Origin of the sequence: Thiothrix winogradskyi (genome assembly GCF_021650935.1) — a bacterium.
GTDB lineage: Bacteria > Pseudomonadota > Gammaproteobacteria > Thiotrichales > Thiotrichaceae > Thiothrix > Thiothrix winogradskyi.
The window spans coordinates 4,144,042-4,163,917 of sequence record NZ_CP091244.1; the positions used below are offsets into that span (position 1 = coordinate 4,144,042).

A 19,876-nucleotide genomic window follows, 5' to 3' on the forward strand; every position below is an offset into this window, starting at 1 on the left:
CGTGAAAGTCTTAGTCACTGGCGCAGACGGGTTTATCGGCAAAAACCTGTTAGCCCGCTTCGCAGAAATGGCAGATATAGAAGCCCTGCGTTTCTCGCGGCAAAACACCGAACAGGAACTCCCTGAGCTGATTGCCGCCGCTGATGCCATTATCCATTTGGCTGGTATCAACCGTCCGCTGTCACCGGAAGAATTTGTCACGGGCAACACAGGGTTAACCACCACTCTGAGCCAGATTCTCACCGACACCCAGCGCACGATTCCCGTCTTATTCGCCTCCTCCACCCAAGCAGCCCTAGACAACCCCTATGGCAGCAGCAAACGCGCCGCCGAAGATGCTTTACGGCAGTATGCCGAGCAAACGGGTGCAAATGTTTACATCTATCGCCTGCCTAATGTCTTCGGCAAATGGTGCAAACCCAACTACAACTCAGCGGTAGCGACCTTCTGCCATAACATCGCCAATGGTTTGCCGATCACCATTAATGACCCCAACGCACCCATCACACTGGTGCATGTGGATGATGTGGTCAGTGATTTCATTCACGTGTTACAACATACGACCTCGAAGACCCTCACCCCCCAGCCCCCTCTCCCAGAGGTAGAGGGGGAGCAAGAGCTTGTTTTTCTTAGCCCCTCTACCTCTGGGAGAGGGGTTGGGGTGAGGGTCATCGCCCCCGAATACCAAACCACGGTAGGCGAACTTGCTCAACAGATAGAAAGCTTCCGCAATAGCCGCAACACGCTGATCACCCCCAAAGTCGGCACAGGACTACTACGGGCGTTATATTCCACCTATGTCAGCTATTTACCGACAACCGACTTTGCTTACAGCCTCCCGAAATACGGTGATCAACGCGGTGTTTTCGTGGAAATGCTCAAAACCCCTGATTCAGGGCAATTCTCCTTTTTCACCGCCCACCCCGGTATTACCCGTGGCGGTCACTATCACCACACCAAAACCGAAAAATTTCTAGTGATTAAAGGTAAAGCCCAGTTTGGTTTTCGGCACATCCTCACCGATGAAACCTTCACGCTAGAAACCGACGGTGACAACCCACAAATCGTCGAAACCATCCCCGGCTGGGCGCACGATATTACCAATATCGGTACAGACGAAATGGTTGTCATGCTGTGGGCAAACGAACAATTTGACCGTGAACACCCCGATACTTACGCACATCAGGTTTGATATGAAAAAGCTAAAAGTAATGACCGTGGTCGGCACCCGTCCGGAAATCATCCGCCTGTCACGGGTCATGGCAAAACTCGACCAGTACTGTGATCACGTCCTGGTGCATACCGGGCAAAACTACGATTACGAACTCAACCAGATATTTTTTGACGATCTGGAAGTACGCAAGCCCGATTATTTCCTGCAAGCCGCAGGCGCATCCGGTGCGGAAACCATCGGTAAAGTCATTATCGGCGTGGATCAGGCACTTGCTGAAGTCAAACCGGACGCGATGCTGGTGCTAGGCGACACCAATAGCTGCATGGCAGTGATTCCAGCCAAACGCCGCAAAATCCCCGTATTCCACATGGAAGCAGGCAACCGCTGCTTTGATCAGCGCGTCCCCGAAGAAATCAACCGCCGTATCGTTGACCACACTGCCGACATCAACCTCACCTACAGCAGCATTGCGCGTGAATACCTGTTACGTGAAGGTTTGCCACCCGATATGGTGATTAAAACCGGCAGCCCGATGTTTGAAGTGCTGAACCACTACCGAGCAGGCATTGAAGCCTCTGAAGTACTCAGCCGCTTGGAACTTAGCGAAGGTCAGTTTTTCGTAGTCAGTGCTCACCGTGAAGAAAACATCGACTCTGACAAAAACTTCCTGAAGCTGGTCAACGTTCTCAATACCGTGGCAGAACATTACGGTTATCCGGTAATTGTCTCGACTCACCCGCGCACTCAAAAGCGTGTTGATGCGATGAATATCAGCTTCAACCCATTAGTGCGCCTGCTGAAACCTTTAGGCTTTAAGGATTACAACAAACTACAAATGACCGCCAAAGCGGTATTATCTGACAGTGGCACAATTACAGAAGAATCCTCGATCTTAAACTTCCCTGCCCTCAATATCCGCGAAGCCCACGAACGCCCTGAAGGGATGGAAGAAGCCTCGGTTATGATGGTGGGATTAGAGACAGAACGAGTGATGCAAGCTTTGTTCGTGCTGGAATCTCAGGCAAGAGGCAATACTGAACGCACACTACGCCCTGTGGGTGATTACAGTATGCCGAATGTTGCCGAAAAAGTTGTGCGGATTATTCATAGCTATACGGATTATGTGAACCGTATCGTTTGGAAAAAGTACTGTTAACAATATAGTCATAAAAACTAAATCATGAAAAAAAATATAATATACATTGGGAACTTTTCTTTTCCAAAAGAAAACTCTTCTGGCATACGCGTTTTAAATAATGGTTATCTATTCCGTGCCTTAGGCTATGAAGTAACGTTCATTGGATTAAGCAAAAGCATTGAAAAATCCACCAAACTGAACTTAACATTAAGCAATTATGATGGTTTCAGCTACTATTCATTCCCTTATCCAAAAAAGATAACTGACTGGATATTTTTTAAAGAACAATTGCAACAAACCATTGAAATAATAAAACAAAATCAACCATCAATTGTTGTTGCATATGGAAGCATCTCCAATTCATTTTTTACATTATATTTAAACAATTGGTGCAAAAAAAATAAAATAAAAATCATTCATGACTGTGTAGACTGGTTACCAAGCGCATCGGGAGGACTTGCATTTAAAATAGGAAAACATATAGATACAGAAATACACAAACGCTATATTAATGCTTCAGGTGATGGTGTAATCACAGTAAGTAACTATCTTAGTAATTACTATATAAAAAAAGGATGCAAAACATTAACTATCCCACCATTATCCAAAGAATCACATTTAAAAACAACTCCAACCGAAGAAAAACCAATAACAATAATTTATGCTGGATTTCCATTCCCCACAACCAGAAAAATTAAAGATAAAAGTTTCTTCAAAGACAGATTAGACATAGCCATTGAAATACTTTCAAAAGTAAATAATCATAATTTCGTGTTTAATATATTTGGCATTTCAAAAGAAGATTACTTGAAGGTTATTCCAGAACACTTCAATTTAATAAACACGATGAACTCAAAAGTGTTCTTTCATGGCATAGTAAATAATGACGACGTTATTAAAAACTTATTAGAGTCTGATTATTTTATTTTAATAAGAGATAAAAACAAAATGACGCAAGCGGGATTTCCATCAAAAATCACAGAAGCGATTAGCCATGGTATTCCAGTAATAGTTACTGACACATCTGACTTAAAAGAATATATTTTTAACAGGGAAAATGGATACATAATCAGCGATAACGACAAAAAAGAAAATCAAATTAAAGAAATAGAAGAAATCATTAATAATGGCAAAGACCATGCTGATGCTTTATCTAAAAATTGTGTTGAAAAAAATCCTTTTTTAATAGATAAATTTAGAAGCAATGCAAAATCATTTATTGAATCGATTTAATTGGAATTAAGAAATCATGAAAATAGCACTACTAGGTGATATAGCCCTATATGGGAAATACTCAAAAAACAACAAGAACCTATTTAACTATTTAGAAGAAATAAAAGAATACTTAAGTCAGTTTGATTATGTGATAGGAAATCTTGAAACTCCATTTTCTAAAGAAGAAAAACCTATAAAAGGTAAGTCAGCAACAATACGATCTTACCCAGAAAACATTGAAATACTCAAGTATTTAAAAATAAATATAGTTAATCTGGCTAACAATCATATGTTTGATTACGGCGAAATTGCATTTAATAAAACAATAAAAACATTAGAGGAAAATGGCATTGACTATTTTGGAGTAAACAACAAGCCACTATTATTAAATAACGCGATTGCACTTCATGGTTACTGTAGTTACAACACAAATCCATCAGGAGTGTCTTTACAAGATAATAACAGCGTAACTGCTTTAAATATAAAAGAAATTTCAAAAAATATTTTAAAAAATCATAACGATAATTTTTTAAATATTATAAGCATTCATTCGGGTCAGGAACATGTTAATTATCCAAGTATTGATGATATTGAAATGGCACATCTCTTTGCAGACATATGTCCATACATATACTATGGACATCACCCACATGTGGTTCAGGGTATTGAAGAGTTTAAATCATCCATAATAGCTTATAGTTTAGGGAACTTTTTATTTGATGATGTATATACCGAAAAATCTTCAAAACCCCTAGTCAAACAAAATGATAATAATAAAACTGGATTGATACTAGAGATAGAGCTAGACAAAAATAAAATCATTTCTCACAATAAAAAAATAATTTACAGTAATATAGAAAAACTCGAAATAATCCATGACACTACGACCAACTATTATAGACAGTTAGACAACCACACTAATGCATTAATTAATGCCACTTCTAACAAAGTTCTGTACAATACAAATAGAGACACAATAATTTCAAATTATATCAACGACAGAAAAACACAAAGAGACATCAACTGGTACATCAAAAGATTAAACTTAAATTCGGTCAGAATAATAATAAACTCAAAGATAAATGCAATCAAGTACAAAAACAATGTAACAAAATACCTACAATAACTAGTGACCGTTTGCAAATAAGTGCTCATGCAAAAGTTTTTCGAAAAAACCACTCTTTATAAATCAAGAGATTATGCTTATAAAGTTCCGGGAAACTTATCTCTTATCTCTTTAAAAAATCAATTAAAATTTTTAACCAAATTATTTGGATGTTCAATATGCTTAATGAGAGTATTTACAATATATCACCCATTTTATTTCAGAATTTTATAATATCAACTTATGGCAAGAAAGTTTTCAAACAACGATATGGGGATGTATATTATCATTTTTTTGAAGAATATATTAAAGAGGAAAAATCAAATATAGCCAAAGAAAAAGAAAACCAACTAATTGAGTTAAGAAGTTTAATTGAACATGCAAAAAAATATAGCCCTTATTATGCCAGTACTTTAAAAAATATAGAAGCCATTAAAATAAAAAACATTGATGACATAAAAAAAATCCCAATTATCGAAAAAGAAGAACTAAGACAAAATATTAAATCTATATATACAACAGCGAACAGAAATACTATAAAATCTTTTACAGGTGGAACAACAGGAAAATCATTGGAAGTTTACTTTACCCAAAATGATTTTCAAAAAAGAATGGCTTATCTAGACTCTTTCAAATACAAATGCGGAATTAATAATATCTTCTTATCCAAAAAAGCAACTTTTAGTGGTCGTTCTTTTGCAAAAGGTTTTTTTCAAAAAAATAGCAATATTTATTGGCGTTTCAATAGTGCATATAATCAGAGACTGTATTCTACATTTGATATGCAAGAAGAAAATCTACGTTATTACATAAGCGATCTAAACGATTACAAGCCAGAGATTATAAATGGCTTCGTTTCCGCTATTTACCAGCTTGCAAAATATGTTCTCGACAACAATATCAATCTTGTATTCACTCCCAAGGCTATATTTACCACATCAGAGACCTTATTATCTTTTCACCGAGATGCTATTCAAAGTGCATTTAGTTGCAAAGTGTTCAATCAATATGCATCTGCGGAAGGAGCGCCATTTATAACAGAGTGCGTAGCCGGTAAGCTACACTACCGGATGGATACTGGTGTTATAGAAACAAATGAGACTGGTGAAATGTTAGTAACTTCTTTTACAACATATGGAACACCCTTAATTCGTTATAACATTGGAGACAGAATTACTTTTGCAAAAAATGATGGATACTCTCTATGTGAATGTGGAAGTTGTCATCCCATCGTAGAAAGCATAGATGGACGTGCTGTTGATTATTTATTTTCACCAGAGAAAGGCAAGGTAAGTTTAAGTCATCTTGCAGATGTGATAAAAGGCATTCCTAATAGCATAAAAGAAGTACAATTCATTCAAAATAATATAGATGAAATTGAAATTCATCTTAATGTAGACAAAAAACAATACACTGCACAAGATGAGAAAAAAATCATTGAATCAATGACTTATAGATTTGGCAGAAACATGTTTTTCACAATCAAACTAGCAGACAGAATTGAAAGAACACGAGGCGGAAAATTCGTATTAATCAAAAATAACTTAATTAAAATCATAGAAAAATCATGACTCAGTTCATTCTTATCGGCGCACTGCCCGAATCCCTCATCAACTTCCGTGGCTCACTCATCCAGTCCCTACGCAAAGCCAACTACCAAGTAACTGGTATGGCTTCAGAAACACAAACCAAAGTCACTGAACAACTAGCCACATGGGGCGCAAATTTCCGCGCTTACCCCGTACAACGCAATAGCCTAAACCCACTAGCAGACTTCAAAACATGGCAATCCCTACGCCAAACATTCCAAGAACTGCAACCCGATGTCATTCTCGCCTACACCATTAAACCGGTAATTTGGGGCGGGCTGGCAAGCCGTATTCTCCCGAATACACACTTTTACGCCCTAATCACCGGGCTTGGCTTTGCCTTCCAAGGGGAAACGTTCAAGCGCAAACTGCTAGTGAAGCTAGTCACGTTCCTCTACCGCACCGCCTTAAAACGAGCCGAACGGGTGATCTTTCAAAACCCCGATAACCTCAACGAATTTGTTCAACGTAGCATTGTACCAGCCGCCAAATGCGCCTTAGTCAACGGTTCGGGCGTAGACATTAGCCGCTACACACACACACCGTTGCCCGATAACCAGCCTGTTTTTCTCACCATCGGGCGTTTATTGGGCGAAAAAGGCTTCCGCGAATACGCCCAAGCCTCCCAAATTGTCAAAACCCGCTACCCAGAAGCCACCTTCCAACTACTAGGGCCAGAAGACCCATCGCCCGATGGCATCCCCATCAGCGAAGTACAACACTGGCATCAACAAGGCTGGCTCGAATACCTAAGCTCAACCCATGACGTGCGCCCCTATTTACAAAATTGCCATATCTACGTCTTACCCTCCTACCACGAAGGAATGCCGCGCACCGTACTAGAAGCCATGGCAACCGGTCGCCCGATACTCACCACCGATGTCCCCGGCTGCCGCGAAACCGTCATCCCCGGTGAAAACGGCTACCTCGTTCCCAAAGCCAATGCCCAAGCCCTCGCCGAACGCATGATCTGGTTCATCGAGAACCGCGACCAATGGGAACGCATGGGCAAACGCAGCCGCGAACTCGCCGAAGAAAAATACGACGTACACAAAGTCAACGCCCAACTGATGGAAATCATGGGACTACGTTGAATTGTGATAACTATCACAGCCACTTAATAAATATAACTAATATTATAAGCCCATGTTCAACGGGCTTATGGTTAACACAATGAAACACTTCACTGACTTCACCGCCGCTTTCTTAGCACTACTTGTGTTATCGCCACTGTTACTGATTTTGATGGTATTAGTCCGGCTAAAACTCGGCTCACCGATCTTTTTCACCCAAGTGCGCCCCGGCTTACACGGCAAACCCTTCAAAATGATCAAATTCCGCACCATGACCGATGCCCGCGATGCCGATGGCAACCTGCTGCCTGATAACATCCGCCTCACCGCTTTTGGTCGTTTCCTGCGCTCGACCAGCCTTGACGAACTCCCCGAACTCTGGAATGTCCTCAAAGGCGACATGAGCTTAGTCGGCCCGCGCCCACTACTGATGGAATACCTGCCCCGCTACACCCCAGAACAAGCCCGCCGCCACCAAGCCCGCCCCGGCATTACCGGCTGGGCGCAAATCAACGGGCGCAACGCGATTAGCTGGGAAGCTAAATTTAAGCTTGATGTCTGGTATGTCGATAACCAATCCTTCTGGCTCGACCTGAAAATCTTAGCGTTGACCATCAAAAAAGTCTTCGTGCGTGAAGGCATCAGTGCCGAAGGCGAAGCCACCATGCCGAAATTTACAGGCTCATCAGGCTCTGCTACGCTATAATCCATTAATCTTGAAAAATCAGGCGGTACGTTATGAATTGGCAAGAAGTCTGCACTAACCCCGCATTGCAAAACCTACCCTATAAAATGGAATTGAACAGACAAGGGCAGATCATTATGAGTCCAGCCAGTGTGCGGCACGTTATTTTTCAAGCCCGAATTATTGCCTTACTCAACAAGCAAGCAGGTGACTGGTTAGTTGTGCCAGAGTTGCCAGTCGAAACGGCTGATGGGGTCAAAGTAGCCGATGTTGGTTTATTGACAATGGAACAAGCCATCACCATCAAAAATAATATTACCTCAGCCTTTGCCCCTGTTATTTGTGTAGAAGTGTTATCCCCCAGCAATACATTGGCAGAGATGAATCATAAGAAAACACTCTATTTTGAAAAAGGCGCAGAAGAATTTTGGCTATGTGATCAAATGGGCAATATGACGTTTTATGATCAGAATGGCGAATTATCAACATCAAAAAAAGTCAGCTATTTCCCTTCAAATATTGATTTTTGATAAGGACACCCACCATGCAAGCCGTTGCCTCCCTGCGTTATGGCGTGATCTTCAAAAAAGCCTTCTCCCAGCCGGACGTTTTCACAGCGTTTGTGAAGGCTATTCTCGGCATTGACCTGATCATTGATCATGTCGAAACCGAAAAATCCTTCCCCAATGCCATTGGCAATATTGCCAACCACTTTGATCTATTCGCCGAAGATAAAGTCAACCGTATTATCGTCGACATTCAGCACCGCCGCCATGCGGATCATGACCTCCGCTTTTTGCACTACCATTGTGCAGCCTTGCTAGAACAAGCAGTTCAAGCCAAGGACTATCGCCCCGCACTCGCCGTCTACACCATCGTGGTACTTACCTCCGGTGATAAACATGCGCGTGATATGGCCATGATCGACTTCGACCCCAAAGACCGCCACGGTGTCGGCTTGGGCGAGGTACCTCACAAAATTATTTACCTCTGCCCCAAATACCTCAACGATGAAACCCCCGAAGCTTGGCGGGAATGGATGCTGGCGATCAACGATAGCCTTGACGAAGAAGTCGATGAATCCGCTTACCACAACCAATGTGTACAAAAAGTACTGCGCAGCATTCGCAAAGCCACTCTCAGCCCTGAAGACCACGCCCGCATGAAAGACGAATACAGCGAAGACGAATTGCGCAAAGAAGAGCGGGAAAAAGCCCTTCAGGAAGGCATACAGCAGGGAATGGAGAAGGGAATGGAAAAACAAGCATTGGGCATTGCAGCCAACTTGCTTGACCTCCTTGATGACCAAACCATCGCGCAAAAAACGGGCTTAAGTTTTGAGCAAGTAGCACAACTCCGCCATCTGGGAAAACCGCGTTAAATCATGTTCTTCATCTACATCTACGGCGCAGGCGGTCACGGCAAAGTCGCTTTTCACACCCTGACCCAAAGCGGCACAAAAGTTCAAAACTTCATCGACGACAAAGCGCGTGGGGAACTGTGTGGTATTTCTATACTCTCTCCACCACAGCTTCAGGACTTATACCCCTACGCCATCCATTTCGCGATTGGTAACAACGCCATTCGTAGCCGCCTGCAAAGCGAATGGCGTAGCGTCGGCATCCTGCCAGAAACGGCTATCCACCCACGTGCGACCCTTTATCCCGGTACAAAAATCGGTTTAGGTAGCCTCATTACGGCAGGCACAATCATCGGCCCTGATACCCGTCTTGGTGATGGCTGCATCATCAACCATAACGCCGTCGTCGATCATGATTGCGTCATCGGTGATTTTTGCCACATTGCCCCCGCTGCTACCCTCGGCGGCGGTGTCACCCTCGGCAGAGAATGCCTAATTGGTGCGGGTGCAACCATCCTGCCCTATCTCACCATCGGCCGCAATGTCACCGTCGGGGCTGGTGCAGTCGTCACCAAAAACTTACCGGATAACGTCACCGTCGTCGGTTGTCCGGCACGGCCTAAATAAAGCCCCTCACCCCCCAACCCCCTCTCCCAGAGGTAGAGGGGGAGCAGGAACTCAATCTGTCTTAGCCCCTCTACCTTTGGGAGAGGGGTTGGGGTGAGGGTAAAACGCAACCCAAGAAAGCCAAACCATGCTAAACACCCAACTCCCCCCCTGGCCCTCCTTCACCCCCGAAGAAGCCGATGCCGTTTCCCGCACCCTCCTCTCCAACCGCGTCAACTACTGGACAGGCAACGAATGCCGCGAGTTTGAAAAAGAATTCGCCGCATGGTGTGGCACAGAATACGCCATTGCCCTAGCCAACGGCACCGTCGCGCTCGATGTTGCCCTAAAAGCCTTGGGGGTCGGGCAAGGCGATGAAGTCATCGTCACCTCCCGCACCTTCCTCGCCTCGGTCTCCTGCATCGTCACCGCAGGGGCTATCCCCGTGTTTGCTGACATTGACCGCGACAGCCAAAACATCACCGCTGCCACCATCGCCCCCATGATCACCCCACGCACCCGCGCCATCATCTGCGTCCACCTCGCAGGCTGGCCGTGCGACATGGATGCGATCATGCAACTCGCCGCCCAACACAACCTTTACGTCATCGAAGACTGCGCCCAAGCCCACGGCGCTACCTACCAAGGGCGCATGGTCGGCAGCATCGGACACATCGGCGCATGGTCATTCTGCCAAGACAAAATCATGACCACCGGCGGCGAAGGCGGCATGGTCACGACTAACGACCGCGAACTCTGGTCAAGCATGTGGAGCTACAAAGACCACGGCAAAAGCTGGGAAGCCGTCTACGAACGTCAACATCCCCCCGGTTTCCGCTGGCTACACGACAGCTTCGGCACCAACTGGCGAATGCTGGAAATGCAAGCCGTCATCGGGCGCATCCAACTCACCCGCATGAACGACTGGACAGCCCAACGCCAACACCATGCCACCGCCATCTGGGAAACCGCCCGCCAACTCCCCGGCTTGCGCGTCCCCACCCTTCCCGCCCACATCGGTCACGCCGCCTACAAATGCTACGTCTTTATCGAACCCACCCAACTCAAACCCGATTGGAACCGTGACCGCATCATGGCGGAAATCAACCAACGCGGCATCCCCTGCTTCTCCGGCTCGTGTTCCGAAGTCTACCTAGAAAAAGCCTTCGACAACACCGACTGGCGACCCGCCCAACGCCTCCCCATTGCCAAAGAACTCGGTGAAACCAGCCTAATGTTCCTCGTCCACCCCACCCTCACCGACGCACACATCCACCAAACCTGCACCGCGCTGACCGACGTGATGCAGATGGCAACTTAATTGCCACCGCTTGCAAGTAGACATCCGCAAAACCCGCGATCTGCTCGGCTGGACACCACCCGTCAGCGTCGATGCAGCACTGCGCCAAACCGCCCAAGCCTACCTGCAAAACCAGCGTTAAAGCGTGCTATACTCACGCAATACCCAAACAAGGAAGCAGCAACCATGCACACAAAGATTCTAACAGTGAATAGCCTATGCTGATTTACCTCGACATGTGCTGCTTCAACCGACCTTTCGACGACCAAGCCCAGCTACTCGTCCACCTGCAAACCCAAGCCAAACTATTTGTGCAGGAAAACATCAAAACAGGTCAATTTACGCTAATTTGGTCTGCCATCTTGGATCTGGAAAACACCGCAAACCCAGACAGGGAACGCACCAAAGCCATTGCCGAATGGCGTATGTTCGCCACTCACGATGTGTCTGTAACAGAACAAGTAGAAGCATTAGCTGATACACTACAAACCATTGGTATCAAGTCAATGGATGCACTCCATCTAGCATGTGCGATCAGTGCCGGAGCAACTTACTTCCTGACCACGGACAAAGGCATTCTTCGCAAGATGACACAAGATCAACGCATACGAGTCCTCGATCCCATTGCGTTTTTAAGTGAATACAGGGGAACAGATGATGAAAACGGATCATGAAATTCGCGCAGAAGGAATGCGCTTACTGATGAAAGGTCTCGGTGAAGTCAACGCCGAACGCTTTATCGCCTTAATGAACCGCGAAAAGTTTGATTATACCCTATGGCGGCAGCAACAATGGCAAGGCGAAACGGTTCATTCACTCGCAGAACAAGCCCGTGAACTGCGTCGATTAAGCCAAAACTAATAGTGCTGGTCAATGCTGGACGTTTGAAGCGCCTTGCACCCGATAAAACAATCATTGGCAAATTTGAGCGGAGATACCCTAATGAAATCATCAACCTGTTCCACATCTGCCCCCACGCCCTCACTGCCAACGAAGCCCAGTATCTCATTGGTTTCAAGACGGCTGACGAAATCAGAAATCGACGCACTAAGGCAACGGAAGAAATCCATCGCTGACTATGTTCAAAGGGAATTGAGCTTGCTGCTGACAACAATGGATAAGGTAGCCTAAGCCAAGACGCCCAAGCGCATCTGCAAAGCCAACGGTGAAACTGCTATACTTTTTCTGAATTAAACGACTCACGGATAATCACCATGCTCCACCGTCACCTGACCCACCAACAGTTCACCTTGGCGGCGATTGACGACATTATCGCCCGTGGGCGGCGGGTGGACTGGGCTGAGTTACGCATGGCCTTACACCAAGACCCCACATTGACTACCAAAGTACAACGTATTTGCGATGCCCGCATTGCTGACCCCTTCGCACAACGCTACCACTTCTGGAAACATTATGCGCAACGCCAAGCTGCCTGACTGGGAACAAGTGCTATCGGCGGCGGCACGCCTGCAACGCATTTTGCCGGAAGCCGTTCTAGTGGGTGGCACAGCATCTGCCATTTACGCCCAACCCCGCTTTTCACGGGATGCTGACCACGTACTGGCTGACCTAAAAGCACGCTTTGATGACGTGTTGCTTGAAATGGAGTCTGTCGCAGGCTGGAAAACAGCCCGTATTCAACGCCCAGTACAAATACTCGGCAGTTTAGACGGTATTGAAACTGGCATACGGCAACTGATCCGCGAAATACCGCTAGAAACCAACGTGATTGACTACCACGGGGAAAAGCTAACGCTGCCCACACAAGGCGAAATACTGCGTATCAAAGGCGTGCTAATCCTCAAACGCAACGCGACCCGCGACTACTTGGATTTTATTGCACTGGCTGATCATTTGGGTGAGGAGCAAGTCACTCACGCACTGGCACGTTTTGATGAACTGTACCCTCAACCCAATGGCGAATCGCCTTTGCAACAACTGCAAACGCAACTGGCGAATCCCTTACCTTTTGACCTAGATGAAGTAGCACCTGAATTGGCAGAATACAAGAACCTTGACCCCAAATGGCATGACTGGCTACAAGTGAAAGCAGCTTGCATCCATATCTCACTGGTGTTATTCGATAATTTGCATTGAAATAACAACCTGCAAGTCGACATCAGCAAAACCCGCAACCTGCTCGGCTGGACTCCCCCCGTCAGCGTCGACGCAGCCCTACGCCAAACCGCCCAAGCCTACCTGCAAGCCAAGCGTTAAAATGTGCTACACTCACGGCATATCACCCACTAGCAAACAACACCATGCCTCCCACTGCAACATCACTTCGTGAATACGGCATTCCCATAGGTGCGAGCGAGCCTTTCAGCTTATTCGAGCATGACACCGATCTAAAAAAACACAATTGTTATCAATCCGCTAAAGCAGGTGATGAACAAGCCGCATTTATATTGCTCAAAGAGTTGGCACTGCCATTTCTGATTGGCATCAAAGGAAAACTGCCCAGAGACGCAATATTCGTCGCTCCCTTCGCCAGAGAGTCCGGCGGTGACAACGCCATTCCCCAAGTATTAGCTACCTTTTGCCAGTCTATTTTTGGCGGTGAGCTGGACAATGGTATAGTGCAAGTGACTCGCGTATTTCATACAGGTGCTGATCCAATGGAACGGTTGGCGATGCGCCCTGAATTTGAAGGCAAGGTGATGTCACAACGACTTTATGTGTTAGTGGATGATGTCACTAATATGGGCGGAACCTTAGCCGAACTCGCTAATCATATTCAACGACATGGCGGCATAGTTGCCGCTATAATAGTACTGGTCAATGCTGGACGTTTGAAACGCCTTGCACCCGATAAAACAATCATTGGCAAACTTGAGCGGAGATACCCTAATGAAATCATCAACCTGTTCCACATCTGCCCCCTCGCCCTCACTGCCAATGAAGCCCAGTATCTCATTGGTTTCAAGACGGCTGACGAAATCAGAAATCGACGCACTAAGGCAACGGAAGAAATTCATCGCCGACTACGTTCAAAGGGAATTGAGCTTACTGCTGACAACAATGGATAAGGTAGCCTAACGCCTCTGCGGCAACCTGCAAGTCGACATCAGCAAAACCCGCGACCTGCTCGGCTGGTCTCCCCCCATCAGCGTCGATGCAGCCCTACGCGAAACTGCCCAAGCCTACCTGCAAGCCCGACGTTAATTTGCTATACCCACACGAATCAATCAGGCAGTAGTCATCGGATGATAAAACGTTACCCTTGGGATAATTTTCCACCCATCTGGATTCATGCCAATGAATCGTCAGTCAAACAACACCCAGCCTACCGTGCGGCAAAATCTGGCGACCCTGACGCTGCTTACCAGCTAGTAAACGCTCAATTAAACTCCACTACTATTGGACAATTAGCCACTCGGTTCGCCACACACAAACCCGTGCTGGTATCCGCCCATGCCGTAGAAGGCTCAGGTGTAAACGCCATACCTGAAGCACTCGCCGATATGCTTGCCCAGCAATTAGATTGGATGGCTGACACCGCCATTATTCAAACCAATATCGTTGGGCATACCGGAGCAGATGGCTTTTCCCGCTTGGCACGACAAGCAACCTTTGATGGTGACATTATCAACGGCTGCTCCTACCTGCTGGTAGATGATTTCATTGGACAAGGCGGCACATTAGCCAACTTACGTGCACATATCATACAAGGTGGTGGCACGGTATTAGGCGCAACCGTCTTGACAGGCAAGCCTCATTCCGCAAACATAACCTTAACCCTATCCACACTGGAACAACTGAGGCAAAAACATGGAAACATACTTGAACACTGGTGGCAACAACGCTTCGGCTTCGGGCTTGACTGCCTTACAGAGTCTGAAGCACGTTACCTGCTCAACACCCCGAATGTTGACCGCATCCGAAATCAAATTATTGCGGCAAGCCAAGCTAGAGATTGCCCTGCGGATCAATGAATTATTGCGATTGCACAACACGCCGACCTCAAAGGCAATTTGAGCCAAACAATCCAAAAAGAACGAAAAAATCGCGTGTGAACTGACAGAAACCGAACGCCTGCAACGCCTCAGCCGCGCCTTAGGCAAACCCGCCCGCTTACTCCCCATCCCTCAAAGCTGGCTGGAAACCGCCCTAACCCTAGTGGGCAAACGCGCCATCGCCCAACGCCTCTGCGGCAACCTACAAGTCGACATCAACAAAACCCGCGACCTGCTCGGCTGGACACCCCCCGTCAGCGTCGATGAAGCACTACGCCAAACCGCCCAAGCCTACCTGCAAGCCCTACGCTAAACTGCTATACTCATCCCTGCCATTCACAGGGAAGTCCACCATGCCCAAACACTTCAACACCACCGGCCCCGTCCACCCCGAAGACCACTACTGCATCGACCCGATGAGCCGACTCGACTGGGAAGAAATCTACCACCTGATCGAGACTCAAAAATTCTTCGTTCTGCACGCACCGCGTCAAACCGGCAAAACCACCACCCTACTGGCGATGGCGGACGTACTCAACCAATCCGGCGACTACACCACACTCTACATCAACGTCGAGTCCGCCCAATCTGCCCGTGGGGATGTGCCAGAAGGCATGAAGCGCATCGTCGACAGTTTGGTGGAAGGTGCCGCCATCCGCTTGAAAGATACCCGTCTGCGTGAATGGCGGGAAACAGTCTGGCATAACAGCGGCGCACACGGCGCATTCCACGGCTTACTCAGCCGCTGGGCGCAAGAAAATGACAAACCCATCGTCCTGATGATCGACGAAGTGGATGCCCTCGTCGGCGACACCCTCATTTCCTTGCTGCGCCAATTGCGCGACGGCTATATCGGTCGCCCCGGCATACCGTTTGTGCAAAGTGCCATCCTCTGTGGTGTCCGTGACGTGCGCGACTACCGCATCCACACCGCGCACCACGAAATCATTACCGGCGGCAGTGCCTTCAACATCAAAGCCGAATCCCTACGTATGGGCAGTTTCAACCAAACCGAAATAGCCACCCTTTACGCCCAGCACACCACTGAAACGGGACAAATCTTCGATCCCGACATATTCCCCGAACTCTGGGAAGACACTCGTGGACAACCTTGGCTGGTTAATGCGCTGGGGAATGAACTAACTTGGAAAGACAAAACCGCCCGTGACCGCACCACTCCCCTCACGCTGGAACGTTACCGCGCCGCCCGTGATCGTCTGATTTACTCCCGTGCGACTCACCTCCATCAATTGACCGATAAATTGCGCGAGCCACGAGTACATGCCGTCATTAGCAAATTATTAGCGGGCAGCACAGAAGCCGTGAGTGACCTGCCTAACGATGACATTGAATACGTCGAAGACATGGGACTGATCCGGCGGTTTCCCTCCGCAGAAATCAGCAATCGCATCTACCGCGAAATCATTCCGCGTGAGCTGACCTACAGCACCCAGTATATGCTGACGCAACAGCAGGCGTGGTATCTCACCCCGCAGCGGCACATCGACATGCCCAAACTCCTTACCGCTTTCCAACAGTTTTTCCGCGAAAACTCGCAAAGTTGGATCGAACGCTTCGACTACAAAGAAGCTGGGCCACAACTGCTGCTGCAAGCCTTCCTGCAACGCATTATCAACGGCGGCGGGCGCATCAACCGTGAATACGGCTTAGGCAGAAAACGCACCGATCTGTTTATCGAATGGCCTGTCGATGAGGAAAAAGGCTATTACGGCGAGATACAACGCATCGTGCTGGAACTCAAAATTCTCTATAAATCACTGGAAGCCACTGTTGCCGAAGGGCTGGAACAAACCGCAGGCTACGCTGACCAGTGTGGCGCAACCGAAGCCCACCTCATCATTTTCGACCGCCGCGCCGAAATAACATGGGATGATAAAATCTGGCAACGTGCAGAAAACTGGCAAGGGCGTAGCCTAGGTGTCTGGGGGATGTAAGTGTTATACTTCAAACCGATGCAGTCATTATCAAGGTACTCACCATGCAAGCCGTTGCCTCCCTTCGTTATGGCGTGATCTTCAAAAAAGCCTTCTCCCAACCGGATGTATTTACCGCTTTCGTGCGCGACATCCTCGGTATTGAACTGATCATTGATCATGTCGAAACCGAAAAATCCTTCCCCAGTGCCATTGGCAATATTGCTAACCACTTTGATCTGTTCGCCGAAGATAAGGTCAACCGCATTATCGTGGACATCCAGCACCGCCGCTATGCCGATCATTACCACCGCTTTTTGCACTACCATTGCGTACAAAAAGTCCTGCGTACCATCCGCCGCGACACCCTCAGCCCCGAAGACCACGCCCGCATGAAAGACGAGTACAGCGAAGAAGAATTACGCCGTACCGAATGGGAAAAAGCCGAACAACGTGGCTTGCTGAAGGGTTTGGAACGAGGGCTGGAACAAGGTAAACAAGCCGAACGCTTGGCAGTTGCCCGCAACCTGCTGGATGTCTTGGACGATACCACTATCGCGCAAAAAACGGGCTTGCGCAACGCACAAGTCGCCCAACTGCGTCAGGAACATGGTTGATAACCGCCCCGCTCATAGGCGATTGAATATTTTGATCATTGCATCATCATGACTCACTGCTACATCTACGGTGCAGGCGGACACGGCAAAGTCGTGTTTCACACCTTTACCAGCATGGGCAAAACCATCACCGCGTTCTTAGATGATAAGCCCACTCATGAACAGCGTTGCGGCTTGCCCATTCTCACCCCTGCTGACATACAGGATTCAGCCGCCTACACCATCCACTTCGCCATCGGCAATAATCGCATCCGCCACGCTGATTGACATGGCATTAGCACTGCTGGCTACCGCTGTGTTGCTAATACCGGGGCTAATCGTGGCATTGCTAGTCCGCTTAACCTCACCCGGCCCTGTTCTGTACTGGTCGGATCGTGTGGGTGAAAACAACCGTATCTTCAAATCGCCTTACGTACCGAGCGGTCTGTTCACCGCATCCCCCCCGGTTTGACGGGTTGGGCGCAAATCAACGGGCGTGATGAATTGCCTATTCCACAAAAAGTCGCCTTGGATGCCGAATACCTGCAACGCCAATCCTTCTGGTTTGACCTGAAAATCATCTGGCTGACCGCGCTCAAAGTCATCCGCAGCGAAGGAGTGACTCACTAACACGGCTCTGTTAATCCCGCTGCTCTCGCCTACCCCACCGCAGAACCGAAATTTACAGGCTCATCAGGCTCTGCTACGCTATAGTCCATTAATCTTGAAAAATCAGGCGGTACGTTATGAATTGGCAAGAAGTCTGCACTAACCCCGCATTGCAAAACCTACCCTATAAAATGGAATTGAACAGACAAGGGCAGATCATTATGAGTCCAGCCAGTGTGCGGCACGTTATTTTTCAAGCCCGAATTATTGCCTTACTCAACAAGCAAGCAGGTGACTGGTTAGTTGTGCCAGAGTTTCCAGTCGAAACGGCTGATGGGGTCAAAGTAGCCGATGTTGGTTTATTGACAATGGAACAAGCCATCACCATCAAAAACAATATTACCTCAGCATTTGCCCCTGTTATTTGTGTAGAAGTGTTATCCCCCAGCAATACATTGGCAGAGATGAATCATAAGAAAACACTCTATTTTGAAAAAGGCGCAGAAGAATTTTGGCTATGTGATCAAATGGGCAATATGACGTTCTATGATCAGAATGGCGAATTATCAACATCAAAAAAAGTCAGCTATTTCCCTTCAAATATTGATTTTTGATAAGGACACCCACCATGCAAGCCGTTGCCTCCCTGCGTTATGGCGTGATCTTCAAAAAAGCCTTCTCCCAGCCGGACGTTTTCACCGCGTTTGTGAAGGCTATTCTCGGCATTGACTTGATCATTGATCATGTCGAAACCGAAAAATCCTTCCCCAATGCCATAGGGAATATTGCCAACCACTTTGATCTGTTCGCCGAAGATAAAGTCAACCGTATTATCGTCGACATCCAGCACCGCCGCCATGCGGATCATTACCACCGTTTCCTGCACTACCATTGTGCAGCCTTGCTAGAACAAGCGGTTCAAGCCAAGGACTATCGCCCCGCACTCGCCGTCTACACCATCGTGGTACTCACCTCCGGTGATAAACATGCGCGGGACATGGCCATGATCGACTTCGACCCCAAAGACCGCCACGGTGTCGGCCTGGGCGAGATACCTCACAAAATTATTTACCTCTGCCCCAAATACCTTAACGATGAAACACCCGAAGCTTGGCGGGAATGGATGCTGGCGATCAACGATAGCCTTGACGAGGAAGTCGATGAATCCGCTTACCACAACCAATGTGTACAAAAAGTACTGCGCAGCATTCGCAAAGCCACCCTCAGCCCTGAAGACCACGCCCGCATGAAAGACGAATACAGCGAAGACGAATTGCGCAAAGAAGAGCGGGAAAAAGCCCTTCAGGAGGGCATACAGCAGGGAATGGAGAAGGGAATGGAAAAACAAGCATTGGGTATTGCAGCCAACTTGCTTGACCTCCTTGATGACCAGACCATCGCGCAAAAAACAGGCTTAAGTTTGGAGCAAGTAGCACAACTCCGCCATCTGGGAAAACCGCGTTAAATCATGTTCTACATCTACGGCGCAGGCGGACATGGCAGAACATCACATCTAATGATAGATACCGCATGGCA

Annotated in this window: 26 protein-coding genes; all 26 read left to right on the top strand. The window is 47.3% G+C overall.

The genetic code is table 11. The features are described from left to right. The first annotated feature begins 1 nt into the window (after nucleotide 1). The 26 genes from L2Y54_RS20545 (at nucleotide 2) to L2Y54_RS20670 (ending at nucleotide 19,805) form a co-directional block, all read left to right on the top strand. Nucleotides 2-1,192, top strand: coding sequence for a polysaccharide biosynthesis C-terminal domain-containing protein (locus L2Y54_RS20545; protein ID WP_236498692.1), 1,191 nt, complete (start codon nucleotides 2-4; stop codon nucleotides 1,190-1,192). A 1-nt stretch (nucleotide 1,193) separates the two neighbouring features. Continuing rightward, on the top strand, nucleotides 1,194-2,330 hold the full coding sequence (gene wecB / locus L2Y54_RS20550) for a non-hydrolyzing UDP-N-acetylglucosamine 2-epimerase (RefSeq protein WP_236498694.1): 1,137 nt from the start codon (nucleotides 1,194-1,196) through the stop codon (nucleotides 2,328-2,330). Between the two features lie 24 nt (nucleotides 2,331-2,354). Beyond that, nucleotides 2,355-3,545: a glycosyltransferase gene (locus L2Y54_RS20555; protein ID WP_236498696.1), complete on the top strand. Its 1,191-nt coding sequence runs from the start codon at nucleotides 2,355-2,357 to the stop codon at nucleotides 3,543-3,545. A gap of 16 nt (nucleotides 3,546-3,561) precedes the next feature. After that, nucleotides 3,562-4,653, top strand: a complete 1,092-nt coding sequence (locus L2Y54_RS20560) for a CapA family protein (RefSeq protein ID WP_236498698.1) — start codon at nucleotides 3,562-3,564, stop codon at nucleotides 4,651-4,653. A 158-nt stretch (nucleotides 4,654-4,811) separates the two neighbouring features. After that, nucleotides 4,812-6,203, top strand: coding sequence for a phenylacetate--CoA ligase family protein (locus L2Y54_RS20565; RefSeq protein ID WP_236498700.1), 1,392 nt, complete (start codon nucleotides 4,812-4,814; stop codon nucleotides 6,201-6,203). Beyond that, nucleotides 6,200-7,315, top strand: a complete 1,116-nt coding sequence (locus L2Y54_RS20570; RefSeq protein ID WP_236498701.1) for a glycosyltransferase family 4 protein — start codon at nucleotides 6,200-6,202, stop codon at nucleotides 7,313-7,315. Before L2Y54_RS20565 ends, L2Y54_RS20570 begins: the two co-directional genes overlap by 4 nt. Nucleotides 7,316-7,394: 79 nt before the next feature. After that, entirely contained in the window at nucleotides 7,395-8,000 is a 606-nt protein-coding gene (locus L2Y54_RS20575) for a sugar transferase (RefSeq protein ID WP_236498703.1), read from the top strand. Between the two features lie 32 nt (nucleotides 8,001-8,032). Next, nucleotides 8,033-8,509 (top strand): Uma2 family endonuclease, encoded by a 477-nt coding sequence (locus L2Y54_RS20580; protein WP_236498705.1) that lies wholly within the window; start codon nucleotides 8,033-8,035, stop codon nucleotides 8,507-8,509. 14 nt (nucleotides 8,510-8,523) lie between these two features. Next, complete coding sequence (locus tag L2Y54_RS20585) at nucleotides 8,524-9,360, top strand: PD-(D/E)XK nuclease family transposase (RefSeq protein ID WP_236498707.1); 837 nt, start codon at nucleotides 8,524-8,526, stop codon at nucleotides 9,358-9,360. A 3-nt stretch (nucleotides 9,361-9,363) separates the two neighbouring features. Next, complete coding sequence (locus L2Y54_RS20590) at nucleotides 9,364-9,966, top strand: acetyltransferase (protein WP_236498709.1); 603 nt, start codon at nucleotides 9,364-9,366, stop codon at nucleotides 9,964-9,966. A 127-nt stretch (nucleotides 9,967-10,093) separates the two neighbouring features. After that, a complete protein-coding gene (locus L2Y54_RS20595) occupies nucleotides 10,094-11,266 on the top strand; it encodes a DegT/DnrJ/EryC1/StrS family aminotransferase (RefSeq protein WP_236498710.1) in 1,173 nt (390 codons plus the stop codon). Nucleotides 11,267-11,463: 197 nt separating this feature from the next. After that, nucleotides 11,464-11,919, top strand: coding sequence for a PIN domain-containing protein (locus tag L2Y54_RS20600; protein ID WP_236498712.1), 456 nt, complete (start codon nucleotides 11,464-11,466; stop codon nucleotides 11,917-11,919). Beyond that, on the top strand, nucleotides 11,900-12,106 hold the full coding sequence (locus L2Y54_RS20605) for a hypothetical protein (RefSeq protein WP_217629984.1): 207 nt from the start codon (nucleotides 11,900-11,902) through the stop codon (nucleotides 12,104-12,106). Before L2Y54_RS20600 ends, L2Y54_RS20605 begins: the two co-directional genes overlap by 20 nt. Before the next feature lie 2 nt (nucleotides 12,107-12,108). Beyond that, complete coding sequence (locus L2Y54_RS20610) at nucleotides 12,109-12,321, top strand: hypothetical protein (RefSeq protein WP_236498714.1); 213 nt, start codon at nucleotides 12,109-12,111, stop codon at nucleotides 12,319-12,321. 138 nt (nucleotides 12,322-12,459) lie between these two features. After that, complete coding sequence (locus L2Y54_RS20615) at nucleotides 12,460-12,681, top strand: hypothetical protein (RefSeq protein WP_210222730.1); 222 nt, start codon at nucleotides 12,460-12,462, stop codon at nucleotides 12,679-12,681. Further along, a complete protein-coding gene (locus L2Y54_RS20620) occupies nucleotides 12,659-13,342 on the top strand; it encodes a hypothetical protein (RefSeq protein WP_236498716.1) in 684 nt (227 codons plus the stop codon). Before L2Y54_RS20615 ends, L2Y54_RS20620 begins: the two co-directional genes overlap by 23 nt. Before the next feature lie 164 nt (nucleotides 13,343-13,506). Beyond that, nucleotides 13,507-14,274 (top strand): phosphoribosyltransferase, encoded by a 768-nt coding sequence (locus L2Y54_RS20625; RefSeq protein WP_236498718.1) that lies wholly within the window; start codon nucleotides 13,507-13,509, stop codon nucleotides 14,272-14,274. A gap of 177 nt (nucleotides 14,275-14,451) precedes the next feature. Continuing rightward, a complete protein-coding gene (locus L2Y54_RS20630) occupies nucleotides 14,452-15,180 on the top strand; it encodes a phosphoribosyltransferase (RefSeq protein WP_236498720.1) in 729 nt (242 codons plus the stop codon). 184 nt (nucleotides 15,181-15,364) lie between these two features. Next, nucleotides 15,365-15,514 (top strand): hypothetical protein, encoded by a 150-nt coding sequence (locus L2Y54_RS20635; protein WP_236498721.1) that lies wholly within the window; start codon nucleotides 15,365-15,367, stop codon nucleotides 15,512-15,514. Nucleotides 15,515-15,554: 40 nt separating this feature from the next. Next, the gene (locus L2Y54_RS20640) at nucleotides 15,555-17,156 is read left to right on the top strand and encodes an ATP-binding protein (protein ID WP_236498723.1); all 1,602 of its coding nucleotides are present in this window, start codon (nucleotides 15,555-15,557) and stop codon (nucleotides 17,154-17,156) included. Nucleotides 17,157-17,200: 44 nt separating this feature from the next. Next, nucleotides 17,201-17,752 carry a hypothetical protein gene (locus L2Y54_RS20645; protein ID WP_236498725.1) on the top strand — a complete coding sequence of 184 codons (552 nt, stop codon included), beginning with the start codon at nucleotides 17,201-17,203 and terminating at the stop codon, nucleotides 17,750-17,752. Nucleotides 17,753-17,800: 48 nt separating this feature from the next. Further along, a complete protein-coding gene (locus L2Y54_RS20650) occupies nucleotides 17,801-18,019 on the top strand; it encodes a PglD-related sugar-binding protein (protein WP_236498727.1) in 219 nt (72 codons plus the stop codon). A gap of 1 nt (nucleotide 18,020) precedes the next feature. After that, nucleotides 18,021-18,203, top strand: a complete 183-nt coding sequence (locus L2Y54_RS20655; RefSeq protein ID WP_236498729.1) for a sugar transferase — start codon at nucleotides 18,021-18,023, stop codon at nucleotides 18,201-18,203. Beyond that, a complete protein-coding gene (locus tag L2Y54_RS20660; protein ID WP_236498730.1) occupies nucleotides 18,200-18,361 on the top strand; it encodes a sugar transferase in 162 nt (53 codons plus the stop codon). Before L2Y54_RS20655 ends, L2Y54_RS20660 begins: the two co-directional genes overlap by 4 nt. 116 nt (nucleotides 18,362-18,477) lie before the next feature. Further along, entirely contained in the window at nucleotides 18,478-18,954 is a 477-nt protein-coding gene (locus tag L2Y54_RS20665; protein ID WP_236498731.1) for a Uma2 family endonuclease, read from the top strand. Nucleotides 18,955-18,968: 14 nt separating this feature from the next. Continuing rightward, on the top strand, nucleotides 18,969-19,805 hold the full coding sequence (locus L2Y54_RS20670) for a PD-(D/E)XK nuclease family transposase (RefSeq protein ID WP_236498732.1): 837 nt from the start codon (nucleotides 18,969-18,971) through the stop codon (nucleotides 19,803-19,805). The last annotated feature ends 71 nt before the right edge of the window (nucleotides 19,806-19,876 follow it).